We start from the raw sequence: 20,227 nt of genomic DNA on the forward strand, positions 1-20,227 counted from the left end.
GATTATACACCCAAATCGTGAAAGATTAAAGCCTTTCTAGATCATAAACACCTATGGGAGCTGAGTTTAGTGAAACTTAGTTTTGACCCTTTAACTATGGTATAATAATGTGGATGATAAATATTATGAAGAAAGAGAAAACAAGGTGGTTATATGAACATAGCTGCATACATCAAGACCTCTATGGTTGACTTTGATGGTCATCTGTCTGCAACGGTCTTTACAAAGGGCTGTAACATGATTTGTGACTATTGTCATAACAGAGATCTAAAGAACCAACCTTCTTTAATGGATGAAGAGGAAGTTCTAAAACATCTAGATAAAAGGAAAGGCATACTAACAGGAGTTACCCTATCCGGTGGGGAACCTACTCTACAAGAAGATTTAATAGATTTTGTCACCAAGGTTAAGAACTTAGGTTATGCAATTAAGTTAGACACCAACGGATCTAACCCAGCGATGCTAAAAACCTTACACAGTTTAGGGTTGATTGATTATGTGGCAATGGATCTAAAAACGGCGCCGTCCAACTACAGGAAACTTACCGGTATGGACTTTGAACAAGTTAGAGAAAGCTACGATTTTGTAAGAAACCTACAGCACTATGAGTTTCGCACAACCATGTACCCCGAAGTAAGCTTTGAAGATGTAGGGATGCTTCTTAAGATGGTAGACAGAGGTCATTATGTATTACAGCAATACAGGCCGAATCATAGCCATGCTCTAAAGCCTTATGAGGATCAAGAACTCTTAACATTTGCCAAAGTGAATGGTATTGCTATTAGAGGCATGTAAAAATAAAAAATAAGCTTTGGCTTATTTTTAACTTGATTATATAGTCATAAAGGACTATAATATAAAATAAAGGGTAGTTCTTTAGACCTGTATTAAATACAAGAAAGAGGACTATTTAGGTAATCAGGCATGAAATGGCTCAATGAATACTTCATATGCCTCATGGACAAAGACGAAAAAAAAGCCTTTGATCTAGAAGTGTTAAAACTGAATATACATCGTACCCGCATCCTATCGGCGCTCATCATTCTTTTAGAGGGTCTTTTTTTGCTGATTTCATTTGTACCGGTCTTACCCATAAACTATGGTGACTACCTTCTTATTTATAGGAGCTTCTATATTTTTTTATTGGTCTATGCCGGCATCTATCTGTTTTGTATCACCCATACGAAGATTAGAAAAAAACTCACCTATTCCTTTATGGAAAACTGGTTGGTCATCTCCGGATTTCTGCTCTTAATGTGGTCTATGGGGATAACATTAATCGATCAGATGCGTGATGTGCATAACTTCACCTATTTTTTCATGCTCATGGCTTTTGCCTCTGCAACGGTTATTTCTCCAAACAAGAGTTTTTTTATCTATTTTGGTAACCATGCCTTATATCTGATACTCCATCCAGTGGTTGGTCTATCAGGAGATCAGCTTGTAAGCAACATCTTTAATGCCTCTACAGTGGTCATAACTTCTTGGATTATCAGTGTTATCTTCTATAAGTACCACCATAGAGACTTTGTAAAGCAACAGAAGATTATTGAACAGCAAAAAGCCTTAGAGCGTTTATCCTCAAGAGACCCACTCACCAACCTATACAACCGAAGGAATCTAGATCATAAGCTTTTAGAGCATTATCAGAAGGCCGTTGAAGCCAAGACGCCTTTAACAGTGCTCATGGTGGATATAGACTATTATAAAGGCTATAATGATAGTTACGGACATGTAAAAGGCGATAAGATTATTCAGATTGTCGCTCAGTATATCAAAACAATCGTTAGAGAACATGGCGGTTATGCTTGCAGGTATGGCGGCGATGAGATCTGTATGATTTTTAGTCAATTAAGTGAGGATCAATTAGAAGAAGTGAGAGAAAGGTTACATGAGGCCTTAAGAAGCGAAGCAATAGAAAACAAAGCTTCAAGGGTATCTGAGTATGTCACCATCAGCATAGGTGCTTATGCCAAGGTGCCAAAGAAGCATATGGATCCAATGGAATTTATTGCAAAGGCGGATGAAGACCTCTATGATGAAAAAGAAAGTCGTATTCAGATAAAAGTCTGATTTCCCATACTCATTAAGATATTAGTTCATACTGGATTACAATACCTCTTATAAGATTTATTTCACTGAAAGCATTCTTTCATTAGAAAATGGAAAGAATGCTTTCTTTTTTTTAAAACCATTTTAATATTTTATTAATGGATTAATCCGGTCTCAAGTGGTAGAATGATTAAAAATGAACGGAGGTTTATTATTGTGCAAATATTAAAAGACGACCAGCGGACTAAGATTCATCAAGCCGCCATAGATGCTTTCATTAGAGATGGTTATCAGAAAGCATCCATGCGTGGCATAGCAGAATCAGCCGGCATGTCCGTAGGCAATTTATATCGTTATTTCAAGAACAAGGAAGACCTGTTTGCCCATCTGGTCAAGCCTCTAATTGAAGTTTTTCTAGCTTGTGAAGATCAACCCTTTAAGCCTCAGCTGTTAGAAGTTAACATTCTTGAGAATTCAGCCATCATGGACATGATCATGAACGCCAGAATTGAATATAGACAAGAATTGTTTATTTTATTTCTTAGGGCAGAGGGTTCTCCATACGAAGGTGCAAAAGATCGATTGAAAAGTCACATAGAGGAACAATCAAGGATGTTACTAGAGGAACTATCCATTGGCGAGACTGAGATTATTAAGAGTAGACTTTTAATCACAGCTGTATCCACCGCCATGGTAGAATCTTTTTGCATTATATTGGAAGAAGCTAAAGATGACAAAGAATTTATTTACAGTTTACTAGAACTTACAGAGTTCGGCCTTAAGCCGGCACTTAGGAATCTAATCGCCATTAAGAACAAGGAGACCAATTTTAGGAGGATCAACGATGAAGAAGTTCGTGAGTTTTGCAATCATTTTAATCATCATAGTCGCAGTCATTGCACCTAGGGTGCTAAGTATCATTAATAAGGAAAGCGCAGAAGGAGAGCCTATTACTGAAGTCGCTGTCTCAGGTCAACAGGTTATGCGAGGCGACTTAAGCAATTATGTTGAGCTTATTGGATCAACCAGAGCTAAGAACGCTGTCAACATTATGCCGGCCATACCTGCCAAGGTAGAAAAAGTATCGGTGGTAGTTGGCGACTTTGTAGAGGAGGGGGAACTGCTTTTCACCTTAGAAGAAACCTCTATAAGAGATCAAGTGAACCAAGCAGAGATTGCCGTATCCATGGCACAAGTCGGTGTGAAAAATGCACAAGCAGGCATCAATCAAGCACAGATAGGCTATGAGCTTAGTCAAAGCAACTACAGCATGCAATATGACAGCTATGCGTTTGGGGCTTCTAATCTGGAAAAATATGAAACCCTATTTGAAGAAGGGGTCATATCAGAATCAGAGCTAGAACAAGCCAGACTTCAATCTCAACCGGAGACCTTATCCGTTCTTGAGAAACAATTAGAACAATCCAAATCAACAATCAACCAGGCGCAGATTGGCGTAGAAAGTGCCAATGCTAGCCTAAGACAAGCCCAGGAAGGTCTAAGACAAGCCAGAGAGATGCTAAAAGACATGACCATGACAGCGCCGATTAGTGGCTATGTCACTATGTCTAATATTAGTGATAATAACTATGCTTCCAATACCCAACCGGCTATTGTTATTGAAGACATCAATGAGATTATTGTGGACGCCAGTGTAACAGAGAGCCTCATCAACCAACTCAGCTTAGGTGCAACAGTAGATGTCAAGCTAGATGCCATAAGTGATCAAATCTTTAAAGGAACCATTGACACCATTAGCACCTCAGCGGATCAAAGAACATTGCTTTATCCATTGACCATTAGATTAGAGAACGCAGACCAAAAGATTAAGCCGGGTATGTTTGCTACGGTGATCATATTAACAGAAGAGAAAGCAGATACTTTATATGTACCATCTGAAGCCGTACTCCTAAGAGACAATCTTTACTATGTCTATGTAGAGCGAGAAGGCGGTACAGCCTTGCGCCTTGAAGTAAAAATCGGCATTGATACCGGCCACCATACAGAGATCTTAGATGGAGTTGTGCTAGAAGATGTGGTCATTACTAAAGGCATAGGTCTCATTGACGATAACAGCAGAATCAAAGTAATAAGGAGTGATCAATAATGAACTTTTCATCATTTTCCGTAAAAAGACCGGTCACAACGGTCATGTTCGTATTGATCGTTGTGCTCCTTGGGTTTGTTTCTCTAACCAGAATACCCATTGACCTTTATCCTAATATAGAAGTACCCGTTGCCATCATTCAGACCAACTATCCCAATGTATCACCGGAAGAGATTGAGAATCTTGTCACCAGACCGATTGAAGAAGCCGTTGGTACCGTCTCAAATATTGACATGATTCAGTCCATTACTTCAGAAGGGTCCTCCGTCGTTGTGGTTGTCTTCAATTTTGGCACAGACATGGACTTTGCCACCTTGGATATGCGTGAGAAGGTAGACATGGTCAAAGGCTTTTTGCCGGATGGTGCCTCCACACCTATGGTCCTACAGATTGATATCAACGCTACCGCTGTAGTCCAAGCAGCCTTATCCGGTGCGGACGTTGCTACTTTATACGAGTACGCAGATTCCACCATTAGACCGGCACTTGAACGTATTGAAGGGGTTGCATCTGTCAGTGTTGACGGTGGTTACACCAATTATGTTTCTGTTCGTGTGGATACAGGTATGTTGAGCAATTATGGTTTAACCATTGACCAAATTGCCGGTATCTTAGCAGCTGAGAACATTAACCTACCGGCTGGCTCTGTTAACAAAGGGGATAAAGAACTACTCCTAAGAACCGTTGGTGAGTTTTCATCACTAGGTGATATTAGACAAACACCCATAACATTGCCGTCTGGGGGTGTAATACGTCTATCAGATGTTGCAACGGTCAATCTAACCAATGAAGATCTAAGTTCAATTACCAAAGTAGATGGCAAGTCAGCGGTCAGCATCTCCATTCAAAAGCAATCCGGAACCAATACGGTAGCTGTTGCAGGTGAGATCAACAAGGTCTTAGATGAGATTGGCAGTACCACAGCCTACGATTTGAAAGTGGTAGTGGATCAGTCTGACTTCATTAACCAAGCCATTGCAAGGGTTGGGTCTAACGCCTTGATTGGTGGACTCCTTGCGGTTATGGTACTCTTCATTTTCCTAAGAAGTATAAGGAGTACGATTATCATTGGCTTGTCCATGCCCATATCCATTATTGCAACAGGCATACTCTTATACTTTAACGACATTACCCTGAACATGATGACCCTTGGAGGCATCACCCTCGGCGTCGGGATGCTGGTGGACAACTCGGTTGTTGTTCTAGAGAACATCTACCGGTTTGTTCAAGAAGGCCATAATAGATTCGAAGCCGCCATCATGGGGGCAAAAGAAGTGGCCATGGCCGTTACCGCCTCAACCTTAACCACAGTAGCTGTGTTTTTACCCATGGTCTTTATAGAAGGCATTACTTCCATCATGTTTAGAGAGTTTGCTTTAACAGTCACCTTTTCTCTCTTATCCTCCTTGGTGGTATCCCTAACCTTGATTCCCATGTTATCCTCCAAGCTTCTGATTGTAGATGAGTTTCAGGGCAAGCACCATGAGAACAAGTTTAAGTTTATCGGATGGTTACTAGATCATGTGGATAATCTATATAAAAGCCTTGATAATAGTTATAGAAAAGCCCTTGACTGGAGCTTGAAGCATAGAAAAATAGTTGTCTTCACAGCCATCACCATTATGATACTGAGTATTGTTTCGCTTACTTTTGTAGGTATGGAATTCATGCCGGAATCCGATGAAGGTGCCTTTAGCATTTCCGTAACTCTGGAAGATGGTGCTAAAACAGAAGAAACCAGTGCCGCCATGGATGACATAGTAAACCGTATCATTGAGTTGGAGAGCATCGATTATATCTTTAGCTCTACTTCCGGTGGGAACTTTGTCATAGCCGGTCAGAACCAAGGCACCATAACCGGCGCCCTCGTACCACTAGATCAAAGAGAAGACAGTGTCTTTGATGTCGTGGTTCAAGTAGAAGCATTAATCAAAGACATACCCGGTGTCAAGACCAGTGTAGCAGCGGTGAGCCAGTCCGGTATGATGACAGGTGGCGGATCCGCCATAGCCATCAGCATCAAAGGCAAAGAGTTGGATGTCCTTGAAGACATCGCAGGCGACATGGTGGAAATCGGACAGACCATTGAAGGAACAAGGAATGTCAGCTCCTCATTAGAGTCGGCCAGCCCTCAAGTGGAGATCGCCCTCAAGCGTAACAACGCGTCTAGATTCGGCTTAACCACCGCGCAAGTATCTAGTCAAGTCAAGACCATGCTAGACGGTCGTGTGGCCACCAGATATAAGCTAGAAGGCAATGAAGTGGACGTGGTTATAGAAGGTGACACCAGATACAAAGACAGCATTGAGAGCTTGAAACAAATGGAGATCCACTCGCCTATGGGGACCTCTGTACCACTTGATGCCATTGCCACCATCACCATAGACACAGGCGCTATATCTATCTTCCGAGAAGACTTAGTTAGAACCGTAACCGTCAGTGCCGGTACTTATGGGAGAGATCTTGCCGCCGTGGTCAAAGACTATGAAGCCGCTGTAGCAGAGCTTGAGATTCCGGCCGGTTATACTTTTAGCTTCGGAGGTGCCAATCAAGACATGATAGAAGCCTTCGCAGACTTAGGGCTGGCACTTATACTGGCGGTACTCTTGGTCTATATGATTATAGCGGCTCAATTTGAATCTCTATTGACCCCGTTTATCATTATGTTCTCAATACCACTGGCTTTTGCAGGTGGACTCATTGCCCTTTTCATTACCTATAGAACCCTCAACATCACTTCCATCATCGGATTCATTATGCTATCTGGGATTGTGGTTAACAACGCCATCGTTCTTCTAGATTACATCGGTACCAGAAGAAAGATGGGAGAAGACCGTACAACAGCCATTCTCACAGCAGGACCTATTCGTTTACGCCCCATATTGATGACCTCCATGACCACCATACTTGGCCTCTTGCCTTTATCACTGGGCATCGGCGAAGGGGCGGAATTACAAGCTTCCATGGGTACCGTTGTCATCGGCGGCCTCTTGCTCTCATCCTTATTGACTTTGGTATTCATACCCGTTGTTTATTCCATATTTGATGATTGGCATATGAAGTTTGTAAGTAGGAAGAAAAAAGCAGTAGAAGCATAGAAATATGTCTCCCGGACCTTCATTAGGACTTGTATATTATTACAATATGTGATATCATTAATCTAAAGGATAATGATTATCACATATTAATAATATACCCATGAAGGTTAAGGGAGGCTTTTTTATGAAGAAAAAAACAATAATTGCTAGTGTGGTGGTTCTGCTGATTCTGGTATCTGCTTATAGTTTGTGGGCAAACAACAATAGGCCACCTGTAGCTCGGACATATACAGTTTTGGAAGGTCCATATGAAGAAGTAGTCAGTGCCTTAGGTTACGTGGACTACGAAAAAGAAGTGATTGTAAGCACTCAAGTCGGTGGCATCATTCGTGAAGTGGCTAAGAAAGCCGGTGAACGCGTTGAGATAGAGAACAGGCTTATAAGCATTGATGACAATGACGCTAAGAATGTATACGATAATTTACAGACATCTCTTAAGTTGGCCCAAGCCAGATTAGCCGATTATCAATCCGGCTATGGTAACAATAGAAACAGTGTTGCTCTGCAAAGAGAAGTACTTGGTAAAGAAAGAGCCGGCATAGAACTTTCCATGGCTCAACTCATGGATCAGATCAATCAGACAGAGATCTTGGTCGATGAAGGCATCAGCCCAAGACTAGAACTGGATAAATTATTAGAACAACAAGCGCTACTGGACCAATCTATGAAAACGGTTGAAGCCAGACAGAGAGCTTTAGCAGATCCAAGCTATACAGCAAGTGAACTGGCTGCATCTATAGAAGCGGCCAAAGACAGCATCAGAAGACAAGAAGAAGACCTTGAGAAATATAATATCAAAGCCCCCATATCCGGCATCATCTTAGAGACTTATGTTAAGGAAGGTGAGTTGGTTGGTCCCGGGCAGAACATCATGAAAATCGCTTCAGACAGTAGAAAATTTGTTGTGGTAGCATTGGATGAACGTTATTTGTCAAGCATCAGTGTAGATCAAGAAGCCTTGTTGGTATCGGATCAACTTAGAGCAAAAGGGCGCATCCATGAAATAGCACCGTCTATTAACAGAGAGACTGGCACCGTAGACATCAAAGTGGAGATTCTGGATAACTTAGAAGCTTTTTTGCAGAACATGACGATTCGTGTGGATTTGGCTACCGTTACGTTTGAAAATGCCCTAACGATACCCGGCAATTACTTGGTTGAAAATGGCGGGTTGGGTGTATATATCCAAAATGAAGCCAAACAAGTAGAGGCGGTTGATATAGAAGTATATAACAAGAACTTGCCGACGGTCTATGTAACAAATGGCCTGAAGAAGGGTATGATGATCCTTGAGCCTGAAGGCTTAGAGGAAGGTATGGCGGTCGAGCTTAAGACAGAAGGGGTGGATGGACCATGATCTTTGAATGGAAAGTGGCCATGCGCTTTCTGAAAGAAGGCAAAGGCCAATCGATTTTTATCTTACTGGGTATTAGTGTTGGTGTGGCGGTCATGGTTTTTCTCAACACCTTAATCAGTGGATTACAAGAGAATCTAATCAATCAGACCGTTGGCAACAGTTCCCATGTGTGGCTCACAGGTCAATCCGCTTTTGAGCAACAGATCAGTGGGTTGGCAGATGATAACGTCGTAGCCGGCAATACAGACCCACGACCTGTACAACTAAGCAACTGGCAGTCCATGATAGAAGTCCTTGAAGAAAGAGATGATCTAAGAGGTATATCCCCTCTAGTAGAAGGCAATGCTTTTTATGTGAACAACAGTATGGCAAGGCCGGTATTCATTAAGGGCTTTGACCCCCAGAAAGCGGATGAGATCTATAACATATCCACCAGAATTATAAAAGGCAGTAGTAATTATGATGGCAATAACCTTATGGTAGGTAATACTTTTGCCACAGACTATGCATTAGAGCCTGGTGATGTTATTTTGTTGAATCTACCCTCCGGCGTCAGTCAAAGCTTTGTCATAAGTGGTATTTTTGATCTTGGGAACTCAGCGGTAAACAGCAGCTGGATGGTTATGGACTTATCAAGAGCTCAGAAGTTATTGGGTTATGGTAACGAAGTGACCAAAATAGAGATGCAGGTAAAGGAGATTTTTGATGCCGAGACCATAGATGCTTCTATTGCAAGCCGTCTAGATGGCGTGGTTGTAGATAACTGGATTGAAAGCAACAGTTCATTACTGGCAGCCCTTCAGAGTCAGAGCGCTTCCTCCATTATGATACAAGTTTTTGTATTACTTGCAGTTACATTAGGTATCTCCAGTGTCTTAGCTGTATCCGTTGTCCAGAAATCCAAACAACTGGGCATACTCAAAGCCATGGGGACCAAAAGCGGTCAAGCTAGTCGTATTTTCCTATTACAAGGTTCCATTCTAGGGATTATCGGTTCTCTTATGGGCGCTGGTTTAGGTATCGGATTGGTACAGATGTTTCTATGGGGGACATCCCTATCCACCGGGGTTCCTCTATTTCCCCTTAGCATTCAACCTCAGAACATCCTAGTGATTGGAATTATATCCAGTTTGTCCAGTACAATAGCTGCATTTGTACCCGCCAACCGATCCAGTAAGCTTAACCCCGTGGAGGTGATTCGTAATGGCTGATGCTAACATTGTATTAAAGGCAGAACAATTAACCAAAGTCTATGGGACCACCATTAAGACAGAAGTATTACATGGTTTGAACTTTGAGATTCACAAAAACGAATTCACCTCCATTATTGGCTACTCCGGTTCCGGTAAGTCCACCTTATTAAACATATTAGGGGCTTTAGACCAACCCACGGGAGGCGATGTATTTTTTAATGATATTTCATTTTCTAAGATGACGCAAAACGAGCTGGCAGATTTTAGGAATCAGAACCTTGGTTTTATTTTTCAATTCCATCATTTGCTACCGGAATTTTCCGCCCTAGAGAACGTCTTAATACCTACTTGGATTAAGGCGGGTCGTGCCACCAACGTCAAAGCAGCCAGAGCCAAGGAATTGTTAGAGTTGGTCGGTTTGAAAGATTTTATCAAAAGCAAGGCCACCAATCTCTCCGGCGGTCAACAACAACGGGTAGCCATAGCAAGAGCCCTCATTAATGACCCGGCCATCCTCCTTGGGGATGAACCCACAGGCAACTTAGACAGTGATTCCACAGATCAAGTCTACGGACTTTTCCGTACCATCAATGAAACCCTAGGCACCACCTTACTCATCGTTACCCACAACGACCATATTGCAGCCAAATCCGACCGGGTCATAGAGCTTACCGATGGCAACATCAGCAGAGACTACCTCAACAGTAGCTTTAGTGATGAAGAAGCCTTCCAGCGTGTAGCACCGGTCTATTGTAAGATCTGTCAGCATATGCGGGTAGAAAAGCATCATCTTTAATCGAAGAATCTTTTTGAACATGCCAATACATGACCCAAAAGTCTTATGATGGTTTGAAGTTGTTTGATTATCGGCAAAATCGTCAATAATCTGAGGATATTTTTCTTAAAAACATTGTAAGAATTTCATGTTAATGTTAAAATGTGTAGATAAAGTCCAAAGGCTTCATAATAATGCTTTCTAAAAAAGAATGATGACAGGAGGCACTTGGATAAAAAAATGAAAAGAGGAAATAAAGGATGAAAATGAAGAAAGTATTATCATTAGTATTAGCCATGACACTGATTGTATCTACGTGGATCAGCGTAAATGCAGCAGAAACAACGATTCAAGTGACAATAGATGGTGAAGTTGTAGTTTTCACAGATGCACAGCCATTTATTGACAGTAACAATAGGACATTGGTTCCATTGCGTGCTATTGGAGAAGCTATGGGCTTGGTGGTTGAATGGGACGCTGAACTTAAAACGGCTGCTTTTATGAGAGTTTACGATCCATCATTAGAGACAGCACCTTATGATGCAGATGAAGATGGCAACGTGGATGCATATTTATTAAGTGAAGTCTTAGCTTTTGAAATCAATAACAGCCAAGCTTTTTTTGGGGCTCATTGGATGGGTATTGAAGAAGAAGTAGCAGAAGAAGTAGCAGAAGAAGCAGCAGAAGAAGCAGCAACAGAAGAAGTAGCAGAAGAAGCAGCAACAGAAGAAGAAGCAGCAGAAGAAGAAGCAGAAGAAGTAGCGGAAGAAGAAGCAGGCGCAGAGCATTATGCAGTAGTAGAGTATGCTATCGCTATGGATACTGAAGCGGTTATTCTTAATGCAAGAACCTATGCACCGGTCAGATATTTAGCTGAAGCTTTCAACTATGATGTAAGCTGGAATCAAGAAACACAAACAGTAGAGTTAACAACAATGAAGAATCCAGAAGAAGCGAACATGTATGTGGTAACCACTTTTGAAGAAGCGGTTCAATCATGGTTAATAGTAGGAGACGATGAAACGACAGCAACATCTGTTGAGATCTTAAGTGGAAAAGTGAATGGTGTTGAACTAGAAAAAACACTCATAAGCGAAGAAGAATTTGAAAATATTGAAGCAGAATTAGAAGCTAATGGGCTTTTGGCTAAAATGTTAACAGGATTTGAAGCGGATAACAACTTATTAGATCTTCCATCCTACAGACTATCTCTTAAGATTAAAGCAATGATTGATGATGCATATGAGATCTTCGAATGGGAATACTACGGTGTAGAACAAAAATAAAAAGTATAAATAGTAAATCAAAAGAGCGGCCAATCAAAGGGCCGCTCTTTTGAAAAAAGAACACACAAAAGACACCATTTAAACTTTATTATGACACATCCATATCATATAGTTAACTTACAAGTTAATATATTATATCCCCTCTCATTATAGCCAAGAAAAAGGAGAAGCACTTTTGCCTCTCTTTTTTCTTGGCCTTTTTTTGTTTGGAGATTAAAAACAATTGACACGTTTAGCTTTATCCTATATAATCACAAATATAACAAAGTTGTCAGACAGATTTATACCGATAAAGGCATATTACCATAAAAAAGTTACAAGAATTAGTCAAATAAGTCCATATAAGTGCTACTAATACCCAACATATGGAAGCAAGTTGTCTTACAATAACGTATTTATAACTAATTGACTATAGATTAAAATGAGGAGATAAATGATGGAAGATGAGAAAATGGTTGTAAGTGAAATGGTATATCAGTCCATAAGGGAAAAGATTATTAACCAAGAATGGACACCAGGCATGAAGATTACTTCTGAAGTTCAACTTTCGAATGAATTGAATGTAAGTCGAATGTCCGTAAGGGAAGCAATTGAGAAAATGGTGGCACTGAACGTATTGAATAAAAAACGGGGTGGAGGTACCTATGTCAGTGACTTATCTCCATCAATTTATATTAATGGCTTAATTCAGATGATGCTGTTTGACAAAGATGAATTGCTAGATGTTGTAGAGTTTAGAAAGGTTATTGAAGTAGATAGTGCTTCAATGTGTGCCCAAAGGTGTGATGATTCAACAATTTTGGCACTTGAGAAATACTATTACATTATGTTGGAAAACAGCAAGTCATCTGAAACTTTTACGGATGCAGATCATATGTTTCACATGGAAATAGCAAAAGGAACGAAGAATTCACTAATTATAAAAGTGAATGAAATCTTGACAGATATATGGCGAGCTCAGCAAAAAGAATTGAACCATTATCTAGGATCCTCAAAAGGAATTGAAGATCATGCCAAGATACTTGCAGCGATCAAGAACAGAGATTCTGAATTAGCGGCACTCTATATGCGTCGACATTTGACCAGAACAATTGAAGAGATCAGAGAAGTGAAGATGAAAAAGTCATAAGAATTAGGGATGGCGTGTTGTTTTTAAGTGGTAGCAATCCTTTGCAAATACGTAAGGGATATACACATATAAATTCAAGGAGGTTTACGAATGAAAAAGTTGAGAAGGTACGTTGTTTTGCTATTAGCACTTATGGTAGTGGATTTCAGAGGTAGTGAAACTAGCGCTAGTAGTTAATTTGTCAGTCATGGTGATTATCGTATTTTATTCTGTTATAAGTAGAAGTATTTTGAATTCGTCAATAGCATGGGCTGAGGAATTAAGCAGAATTTTATTTGTTTGGCTTGTTTTTACCGGAGCAGTCTTAGGTCTGTATAATATAGAGCATTTAGGATTACACATATTGTTAGATCGATTAAAACCTTAAATGAGAAATATGTCTGAAAACATATTATTAATTTAATTAAGATGCATAGCACGAAGAAGGGGGTCAAAGAATAATGGAAATGCTGATCATATTTATTGTTGCTTTATTTAGTTTCCCCCTCTTGTCAGTACCTTTTTTTATGTTAGCAGGCGAAATCATGAATACAGGTGGTATCGCTAAGAGAATCATAAATCTATCCAACACACTTGTAGGACATATAACAGGCGGGTTGGGTCTGGTGAATATTGTTGCCAGTATGTTTTTTGGAGGTATCTCAGGATCATCAGTAGCCGATACAGCAGCCATCGGAGGTTTACTTATACCGGCTATGAAAGAAGAGGGATATGATGCAGATTTCGCGGCAGCGGTAACAGCATCATCATCAACCATGGGCATAGTTATACCGCCAAGTATACCCATGATCCTATTTGGATTAATCAGTGGTGTATCCGTTGTCCGTATGTTCCTTGGTGGCATCATACCGGGTATTTTAATTGGTTTTTCATTGCTACTCTTAACCTATATCATATCCAAAAAAAGAAATTACCCAAAAGGTGAAAAATTCTCAATAAGAAGAGTGATACAAGCAACATTGAAGTCTTTTTGGGCAGTACTACTACCGGTTATTATCATTGGCGGCATAGTTTCAGGTGTTTTTACACCGACCGAAGCCGCAGTAATTGCCGTTGTCTATGCCCTCGTTGTATCCATGTTTGTCTACAAAGAGCTTAAGGTTTCTCAGCTACCGAAGGTATTAATTGACACCGGAAAAACCACAGGCATTGTTATGCTGGTAGCAGGCATGGCCATGGTGGTTGCATGGTTGCTCACGATCGTTAGAATACCACAATCCATAGCCGTTACAATATTGGAGATCTCCAGTAACCCATTGGTTGTACTCTTGATTGTCAACTTATTCCTCTTATTGGTGGGAAGTGTTATGGATTTAACCCCTGCCCTACTTATTCTTGGTCCGGTTCTATTACCTGTAGGTCTAGCGGTAGGTATTGATCCAGTTTTCTTTGGTGTCATGATGGTCATTAATTTGGGTATCGGCCTGGTAACACCTCCTGTTGGAACGATTTTATACATTTCCTGCGGTATAGCCAAGGTATCACTTGAAAAAATAACAAAAGCCATGCTTCCATTCTTAGCAACACAAGTGGCAGTACTTCTGCTCATCATATTTTTCCCCCAGTTGGTTCTTTGGATTCCTAATATGATGAAATAAATCATGGTGTAGTAACACAAGAAAATAGAGCAAGAACAATAGAATTAATATGACAATCGATTGCAGAAATGATAGACCGGTAATGGACAGTTAATGATAGGAAGACGAGGGATCACAAATGTTAAAAAGTCAAAAAATGAGGCGGGTTGCAGTAGAAATGGACGCCTTAAAAATGGGGATGGGATGGTCTGTTTCAGATCTAGAGAAGACACAAATATTCATTCAAAGCACATGGGGCGATAGCCATCCCGGAAGTGTGCACTTGAACAAATTGGTACTGAGTGCCGAGGACCGTATTCTGGAACTTGGTGCAAAACCGGCAAAATATACAACAACCGATATATGTGACGGCATCGCTCAAGGTCATGATGGCATGAATTATTCTTTGCTATCAAGGGAAGTCATTGCCAATATGATTGAAATACAGGCGACGGCAACACCCTTTGACGGCGGTCTTTTTATATGTAGCTGTGATAAAGGTGTTCCGGCACATCTAAAAGCCATTGCAAGAATCAATATGCCCTCCGTTGTTGTTACAGGCGGAATTATGAAAGCCGGTCCGGATATGCTGACACTGGAGCAGATTGGAACCTATAGTGCCATGCTTAAGCGGGGAGATATTTCTAAAGAAGCCTTCGTAGAAAAGCAACATAATGCCTGCCCTACTTGTGGTGCTTGTGCTTTTATGGGTACGGCTGCAACAATGCAAATCATGGCAGAAGCTTTAGGATTATCATTACCGGGTACGTCTTTGATTCCGGCAACCCTAGAAGAAATTCAAGACATATCCAAAAGAGCTGGAGAACAACTCTTAAAAATCGTTGAACAAGATATTAAACCATCGAACATATTGACACAAAAAGCCTTTGAAAATGCGATTGTTGTTCATGCAGCCATCGCCGGTTCAACCAATGCTTTGTTGCATATACCGGCAATAGCCCATGAAATAGGCTTAGAAATATCCCCTGATTTATTCGATGAAATTCATAGAAAAGTACCTTATTTGGCGAACATCAGACCAAGCGGCACTTTTCCGGCTGAATACTTCTATTATGCTGGGGGTGTTCCGGCTGTAATGGAAGAAATAAAAGAGCATTTACATCTTGATGTCATAACGGTAACCGGCAAGACCCTAGGTGAGAACTTAGAAGATCTCAAAGCCCATGGTTATTTTGATCAAGTGGAAACCAAACTGGCATCACTTGGCCTTAAAAGAACGGACATCATAGCAACCCGTGAAAACCCAATCAACGCCCAAGGTGCAGTTGCGGTTATGAGAGGTAATCTTGCTCCGGAAGGTTCGGTCATTAAGCATTCTGCGATGTCGAAGGACATGTTTTTTGTAGACTTGATTGCCAGACCCTTTGATACGGAAGAGGAAGCCTGTGAAGCGGTTATGAATGGTAGGATTCAACCTGGAGATGCAGTTTTAATAAGATATGAAGGACCAAGAGGCTCCGGTATGCCGGAAATGTTTTATACCACAGAGGCCATCGCCTCCGACCCCAAACTGGTATCCACCGTAGCGTTGCTGACAGACGGTAGATTCTCCGGTGCCACAAGAGGACCTGCCATTGGACACATCTCACCGGAAGCTACTGAGGGCGGTCCTATAGCACTCGTTGAAGAAGGCGACATCATTAGGATTGATGTACCCAATCGGCAGATCAATATCATCGGGATAGGCGGAGAAAAGAAATCAGAAAAAGAAATTACCGACATACTCATTGAAAGAAAATCTAAGTGGGTAAAACCTGTTACCCATAAGAAAAAAGGCATCTTAGGCATTTATAGCAAATTAGCCGTTTCTGCCATGCGAGGCGGCTATATGGAATGAACGGAGACCATCATATTAACTTGAGATGCTTTGCTTCGAGTGTCACGAAATAGTCTTTAGAATACTTTTTAGAAAACAGGTGAATAGGTATGATTAAAATAAAAGATCTTAGAAAATTAAATTTAAGCAAAAGAAATTTTAAAATAAAAGATTTTAGAATAAAAAATCTTAAAATTGGCTACAAAATAGCAGGTAGTCTTGGTATAATATTTCTATTATTTGGTCTATTATCCATATTCATACTGTTTTCCATAAGGAACATCGAAGCATCATCAACAGAAGTAAAAGATACATATATGGTATTGGTAAAGGAAAGTAATGATCTAAATGCTCAAATGCAGGAATTAGCGACACACATTCAATTATATTTGGTCACGGGTAATGAAGATGAATATAATGAGATTATGAAAAATCAAGATACACTTGAAAAAATAATGGAAAAAGTTGAAAGTCACGTGCAATCCAATCCAATCCAAGTCTAGGTGAACTGTCAGATTCCATAAAAATGACCAATCTTGCTTTTGATGAACTTCAAGATATAACGATGAATGCGAAAACAGCTTATGATGGTTTGAGTGCGTTAAAAGAAGAAACAGCAAGTATTGCGCCGTATTGGATAGACTATAGTCATAAATTCTTCACCAACCAATCCACAAGAATTCTGGCATCATCGAATAGAATAACGTTGCTCCTTGAAGAAAATGGAAGCCGAGATGAGATGAGTGCCATTAATAATCTTATAGGAGAAACAAAAAACTCAGTAGAGGTTGCTCATAATATATCGTCATTTGTATATGAATTTCTAGATATTCAATCTCAAGCACAGTTGACGAAAAATTCTCAGCACATAATAGATGCTCAAGATTCTTTTGAAACATTTATTGAAAGCTTTGATTTATGGATTGAGGCCTCTGAGAATCAAACAGATAAGAACAGTTTAATGCAAATGAAAAATTATACAATGATTTATCGCCAAGCACTGGATAACATGATTGTTAAGTGGGGCGAGTTGGATGAAGAAGCAAAGAAATTAGATGAGATCGTACTAAAAATGTCAAATCTAGTGAGCACATTGCAGATGACAGGACTCAGTAATACAGAACTTGCTATTGTAAACCAAGTCAACAGTATTATGAGTTTTAGAATAATGCTAAGTAGTGTACTTGTCATGGCTTTTGCACTGGTGATCCTATTAACGGTAATACTGGTAAAGGGCATTACAAATCCGATTAACAGACTGGTAAGAACAGCGGATGAACTTGCATTAGGTAATCTTTGGACCGAACAATTGCAAGTGACTTCAGGCGATGAACTTGGTATACTGACAATGGCAATTAATAAAATGCAGGAAAACATTAGGGGATTGATTACTGAGATTACAATATCATCAGATAATATGGAAAAAACATCAAAAGCTTTAAGCATGCACGCATTTAATACAACGAAGACAACTGAAGAAGTGGCACGAACGGTCGATCAAATATCAAAAGGTGCGATGGAACAAGCCCAGGATACAAATGCAGCCTCAGATACAATCATAGAACTGGGCACCATTATTAAGAAGAATACTCAAGGCGCAAAAGCCCTTGAAAAATCATCGATAGAAATTAACAAACTATCCTTAGATGGCATAGCTGTTATTGGTTCTCTTATAAAAAACACCAACGAAAGCAAAAATGCAATGGATGAAATACTAATCAGTGTCGGACAGACAAATGATCGCGCAAACAAAATTGGTGAAGCCAGCAATCTTATTAAAACGATTGCAGATCAGACCAACTTATTGGCACTGAATGCAGCAATAGAAGCGGCTAGAGCCGGTGAGCACGGACGAGGTTTTGCCGTAGTTGCAAGTGAAATCAGAAAACTCGCAGAGCAATCCACCTATTTCACAAGTGAAATCGACGAGATGTTAACAGAATTACTAGCGGCTTCAAAAGATGCCTTAGAAACCGGAGCAACAGTAAAAGGTGCAGTGGAAGCGCAAGTGGATTCCGTACATGAAACGGAGCGTTCCTATCATAAGATAGCAGCAGGTATTGAAGAATCCCTGAATGAAATCAGGAAAATCAGTGAAATCAGTCAAATTATGGAAGAAAACAGAGAAGATGTTATGAGCGTTGTTGAAGGTCTTGCAGGTATTGCACAAGAGAATGCTGCCAGTACGCAAGAGACCAATGCCGCCAGTGAAGAAATGTTAGCTTCAATGGTTGAAGTGGAGAATGCCAGTCAACAATTAAATGAACTTGCGGAGCAATTAAAAGGCTTAATCAGTCATTTTAAACTGGCGTCAAACGTAACGCCAAATAGTCTTGAAAGTTAAGGGAGGCAATACAATGAAAAAAAGTGATATAGGCTTAATAGGCTTAGCGGTAATGGGTGAGAACCTCGTGATGAATATGGCCAGTAAAGGGTTTACTGTTTCCGTATTTAACAGAGATATCAAAAAAGTAAGTAACTTTGTAGAGCTTAGAGGTAAGCAAGAGAATATTGTTGGGACCTATACGGTAGAACAATTGGTCAACTCACTAGAGAAACCAAGAAAAATAATGTTGATGATTAAATCCGGACAGCCGGTGGACGCAATCATTGAGACCTTAATACCTTATCTGGATAAAGGAGACATCATCATTGATGGTGGAAACTCTTACTTTTCGGATTCCATAAGAAGAACCAAGTATCTCGAAGACAAAGGCTTCCTATTTATTGGTGCAGGTGTATCCGGCGGTGAAGAAGGCGCATTAAAAGGGCCAAGTATTATGCCGGGTGGTTCTCTTAAAGCTTGGCCGCACGTAGAAACCATTTTCAAAGCCATATCAGCCAAGGTTGAAGATGGGACACCCTGTTGTGATTGGGTAGGTGAAGATGGAGCCGGTCACTACGTTAAGATGGTACACAATGGTATTGAGTATGGGGATATGCAACTCATATCTGAAGCCTATCAGTTGATGAAAGACTACCTCGGTATGACCGCTGATGAGATGCACACAGTATTTAAAGAATGGAACAAAGGAGAACTCGACAGTTATCTCATAGAAATAACCAGTGACATACTAGCGTATAAAGATGTAGATGGTGGTGCTTTACTTGAAAAAATTCTTGATGCCGCCGGACAAAAAGGCACAGGGAAATGGGCTTCATGTTCTGCTCTTGATGAAGGCATTCCTCTAACATTAATTGGTGAATCTGTTTTTGCCCGTTGCTTATCAGCACTTAAAGAAGAACGCGTTGTGGCTTCAAGTATTCTATCAGGGCCTACGCCAAAATTTTCAGGAGATAAACAAGCCTTTATAGAAGACATAAAAAATGCACTGTACGCATCAAAAATCATTTCATATGCCCAAGGATACGCTTTAATGCGTGCTTCAGCAAAAACATTTGGGTGGCATCTGAATTATGGTGGTATTGCCTTGATGTGGCGAGGTGGGTGTATCATTAGATCCGCTTTTTTAATTAGAATCAAAGAAGCCTACGATCATAATCCGGAACTGAATAATCTACTTCTAGACCCATTTTTCAGGAAAGTCATCGAAAACACACAAGACAGTTGGAGAAGGGTTTGTGGTTCGGCCATCGCAAATGGCATACCGATTCCGGCTTTTACGGCAGCATTAACCTATTATGACGGTTATAGAAGTGAACAACTTCCTGCCAATCTATTACAAGCACAAAGAGATTATTTTGGGGCACACACCTATGAAAGAACGGATAAGCCTCGAGGAGAATTCTTCCATACGAATTGGACAGGCCGTGGTGGCAATACCACCTCAGATATATACACAGTATAGTAATTAA

The 20,227-nt window shown here is 40.4% G+C and carries 16 protein-coding genes; all 16 read left to right on the plus strand.

The annotated features are described in order from the left end of the window. Positions 1–153 precede the first annotated feature (153 nt). The 16 genes from P0N36_RS08200 (at position 154) to gnd (ending at position 20,220) form a co-directional block, all read left to right on the plus strand. Positions 154–795, plus strand: coding sequence for an anaerobic ribonucleoside-triphosphate reductase activating protein (locus tag P0N36_RS08200; protein ID WP_275842363.1), 642 nt, complete (start codon positions 154–156; stop codon positions 793–795). Between the two features lie 129 nt (positions 796–924). After that, positions 925–2,073, plus strand: coding sequence for a GGDEF domain-containing protein (locus tag P0N36_RS08205; protein WP_275842364.1), 1,149 nt, complete (start codon positions 925–927; stop codon positions 2,071–2,073). 195 nt (positions 2,074–2,268) lie between these two features. Beyond that, positions 2,269–2,958: a TetR/AcrR family transcriptional regulator gene (locus P0N36_RS08210; RefSeq protein WP_275842365.1), complete on the plus strand. Its 690-nt coding sequence runs from the start codon at positions 2,269–2,271 to the stop codon at positions 2,956–2,958. Further along, positions 2,897–4,159: an efflux RND transporter periplasmic adaptor subunit gene (locus tag P0N36_RS08215; RefSeq protein WP_275842366.1), complete on the plus strand. Its 1,263-nt coding sequence runs from the start codon at positions 2,897–2,899 to the stop codon at positions 4,157–4,159. Before P0N36_RS08210 ends, P0N36_RS08215 begins: the two co-directional genes overlap by 62 nt. Beyond that, positions 4,159–7,257 (plus strand): efflux RND transporter permease subunit, encoded by a 3,099-nt coding sequence (locus P0N36_RS08220; protein ID WP_275842367.1) that lies wholly within the window; start codon positions 4,159–4,161, stop codon positions 7,255–7,257. The genes P0N36_RS08215 and P0N36_RS08220 overlap by 1 nt, the downstream gene beginning before the upstream one ends. 124 nt (positions 7,258–7,381) lie before the next feature. Then, positions 7,382–8,614 carry an efflux RND transporter periplasmic adaptor subunit gene (locus tag P0N36_RS08225; RefSeq protein ID WP_275842368.1) on the plus strand — a complete coding sequence of 411 codons (1,233 nt, stop codon included), beginning with the start codon at positions 7,382–7,384 and terminating at the stop codon, positions 8,612–8,614. Further along, the gene (locus tag P0N36_RS08230; RefSeq protein WP_275842369.1) at positions 8,611–9,825 is read left to right on the plus strand and encodes an ABC transporter permease; all 1,215 of its coding nucleotides are present in this window, start codon (positions 8,611–8,613) and stop codon (positions 9,823–9,825) included. Before P0N36_RS08225 ends, P0N36_RS08230 begins: the two co-directional genes overlap by 4 nt. Further along, the gene (locus P0N36_RS08235; protein WP_275842370.1) at positions 9,818–10,603 is read left to right on the plus strand and encodes an ABC transporter ATP-binding protein; all 786 of its coding nucleotides are present in this window, start codon (positions 9,818–9,820) and stop codon (positions 10,601–10,603) included. The genes P0N36_RS08230 and P0N36_RS08235 overlap by 8 nt, the downstream gene beginning before the upstream one ends. 239 nt (positions 10,604–10,842) lie before the next feature. Continuing rightward, the gene (locus P0N36_RS08240; protein WP_275842371.1) at positions 10,843–11,868 is read left to right on the plus strand and encodes a stalk domain-containing protein; all 1,026 of its coding nucleotides are present in this window, start codon (positions 10,843–10,845) and stop codon (positions 11,866–11,868) included. 433 nt (positions 11,869–12,301) lie between these two features. Then, a complete protein-coding gene (locus P0N36_RS08245; protein WP_275842372.1) occupies positions 12,302–12,997 on the plus strand; it encodes a FadR/GntR family transcriptional regulator in 696 nt (231 codons plus the stop codon). A gap of 187 nt (positions 12,998–13,184) precedes the next feature. After that, positions 13,185–13,364: a TRAP transporter small permease gene (locus P0N36_RS15735; protein ID WP_442957185.1), complete on the plus strand. Its 180-nt coding sequence runs from the start codon at positions 13,185–13,187 to the stop codon at positions 13,362–13,364. A gap of 73 nt (positions 13,365–13,437) precedes the next feature. Next, complete coding sequence (locus tag P0N36_RS08250) at positions 13,438–14,595, plus strand: TRAP transporter large permease (RefSeq protein ID WP_275842373.1); 1,158 nt, start codon at positions 13,438–13,440, stop codon at positions 14,593–14,595. Positions 14,596–14,713: 118 nt separating this feature from the next. Continuing rightward, a complete protein-coding gene (gene ilvD, locus P0N36_RS08255; protein WP_275842374.1) occupies positions 14,714–16,432 on the plus strand; it encodes a dihydroxy-acid dehydratase in 1,719 nt (572 codons plus the stop codon). An 89-nt stretch (positions 16,433–16,521) separates the two neighbouring features. Next, complete coding sequence (locus P0N36_RS08260; RefSeq protein WP_275842375.1) at positions 16,522–16,914, plus strand: CHASE3 domain-containing protein; 393 nt, start codon at positions 16,522–16,524, stop codon at positions 16,912–16,914. Positions 16,915–16,976: 62 nt separating this feature from the next. Next, positions 16,977–18,755: a methyl-accepting chemotaxis protein gene (locus P0N36_RS08265; RefSeq protein WP_275842376.1), complete on the plus strand. Its 1,779-nt coding sequence runs from the start codon at positions 16,977–16,979 to the stop codon at positions 18,753–18,755. 13 nt (positions 18,756–18,768) lie between these two features. Continuing rightward, positions 18,769–20,220, plus strand: a complete 1,452-nt coding sequence (gene gnd, locus P0N36_RS08270; protein WP_275842377.1) for a decarboxylating NADP(+)-dependent phosphogluconate dehydrogenase — start codon at positions 18,769–18,771, stop codon at positions 20,218–20,220. Positions 20,221–20,227 lie beyond the last annotated feature (7 nt).

The organism is Petrocella sp. FN5 (assembly GCF_029210395.1).
GTDB lineage: Bacteria > Bacillota > Clostridia > Lachnospirales > Vallitaleaceae > Petrocella.